The sequence below is a fragment of the Barnesiella sp. An22 genome, from assembly GCF_002159975.1.
In the GTDB taxonomy this organism is placed as follows: domain Bacteria; phylum Bacteroidota; class Bacteroidia; order Bacteroidales; family Barnesiellaceae; genus Barnesiella; species Barnesiella merdigallinarum.
In genome coordinates this window covers 1-1944 of record NZ_NFJR01000041.1, presented here as the reverse complement: position 1 = coordinate 1944, position 1944 = coordinate 1, and the positions used below count along the sequence as shown (strand labels likewise).

Below are 1944 nucleotides of genomic sequence, written 5' to 3'. Positions count from 1 at the left end.
GAGGCCGACCCAAAAGAGATTTTGGGCGGTCTCTTTGTTTTATTATAGAAAAAGATGACCACATTACTTTTTACCGGAGCAGGAAGTCTCCGGGAAGGGCTGGTTTACTAATACCTCTGATTTTCGTCTTTCATGTTTTTGGGCTATGCCATTCCCAATGACGGAGAGTTGTCAGACACCCCCAAGAGTCCGTCGCGGACATGCGCCGCATATTTTCTGAGGTTATGGGCGAGGGCGACAAGGCCGAACTCGACATTGACCTTTCCGGCTGACTTGAGACGGAACCTCTTGAAGCCGTGATTGAACTTGATGTCACCGAATACGGCTTCCGGCTCGATCGGACGTCTGCTCCTGTGCATCAGGCCTCTCTCTCCGGTCAGCAGTTCCCGTGCCTTCCTTTTGAATGCGTTCGCAGTGTGGTTCACTTCAATGGTACGCCTGCCGGACTTCCCCTTGTAGCACATTCCACGCAGCGGACAGCCGGCGCAGTTCTTTGCCCGGTATACTGCCACGGATGACCTGTATCCCAGGTCGGAGACAGTGCTCCATGTCCCGGCCCGCTCCAGACGCTGCCCCATCGGGCACACATAGAAGTCTTTCTCCTCATTGTAGTACATGTTCTGTACCAAGAAGGCGTTGTCCCGGTATTTCCGCTTCATCTCCGCATGGAACATGGTGTATTTCACATACGCGTCAATCCCCTCTCCATCCATGTACGCGTAGTTCTGCTCGTTGCCATAGCCCGAGTCCGCGACTATCTCTTCGCTCTGCCGGCCGTATCTTTCCCTGAACGACTTCAGGAACGGTATCATAGTGCCCCAGTCCGTCGGCCTCCGGTAGATTCCGTAGTTCGTGATGAACTGGTTCTCCGTCGCTATCTGGACATTGTATCCCGGCTTGGTCTGACCGTTGCGCATCGCGTCCTCCTTCATACGCATGAACGTCGCGTCCTTGTCCGTCTTGCTGTAGCTGTTCCTTTCCCCCAAGGTCTCCAGATGATGCTTGTAGGATTCTAGCTTCGGAAGGGACTCGTCCTTCACCTTCTCTACGGACTTCCTCAGCTTTCTGTCGCTGATACCCTGCTCGTCCATCCTGCGCAATATCCTTTCCGTACGCTCGGCCAGATCCTTCACACCGGACTCCTCCGAAGCACATTCCCTGTTCTCTTCGGAGAGGACCGACTCCGCCGTCTTGAGTACGGCATCCACTTTCGCCTCCAGTTTCTCCTTGTTCTTCTCGACACTCCTTTTCCATACGAAAGTGTACCTGTTCGCCACAGACTCTATCTTCGTCCCGTCGATGTACTGCACTTTCAGCGACACGAGCCCCTCTGCATTCAGAAGCAGGACAACCTGCCTGAACAGCCCGTCAAACCGCCCGTCCGCCAGACGCCCGCTCCTGAACCGGTTGATTGTTCTGAAGTCCGGCCGCGACATCCCTGAAAGCCACATGTAGTTCACGTTCTCCTGCAGAAGACGCTCCATACGGCGGCCGGAATAAACATTGCACAGGTAGGAGTAGACTATCACTTTCAGAAGCATGCGGGGATGGAAACTGCTCGTCCCTCCGCCCTTGTAGGTCGATTCTACAGAAGATATGTCCAGCCTGTCTATCACTGCGTTCACGATCCGCACCGGATGGTTCTTTGGGACGAGTTCTCCCAATGTCGGCGGAAAAAGCAGACTTTCGTTCTGATTGTAATCTTTATACACTATCTTTGCGCTCATGGTAAATGCTTGACTTTATTTTTAATTCTCACTTTAAATATAGCAATTATTTACCATAAAAACAACGGTTATTTCTTTGAAAACAAAGAGATAACCGTTAATTTTTTCTCCCCTCCACACTCACTCTCACGCATTCATTCTCTCATTGTGACCATCTGGCGTAATCCAAACAAAAAAGGATGACCCTTTAAAGTCTTTGACTTTTGGGTCACCCTCT

The 1944-nt window shown here is 51.6% G+C and carries 1 protein-coding gene; it reads right to left on the bottom strand.

What is annotated here, in order from left to right; all coding sequences use genetic code 11:
- Positions 1–143: 143 nt before the first annotated feature.
- Entirely contained in the window at positions 144–1727 is a 1584-nt protein-coding gene (locus B5F38_RS14070) for an IS1182 family transposase (protein WP_087409744.1), read from the bottom strand.
- Positions 1728–1944 lie beyond the last annotated feature (217 nt).

Excerpts from the sequence above, each read along its gene's own strand:
- B5F38_RS14070 (WP_087409744.1), bottom strand. The coding sequence starts at position 1,727 with ATGAGCGCAAAGATAGTGTATAAAGATTACAATCAGAACGAAAGTCTG.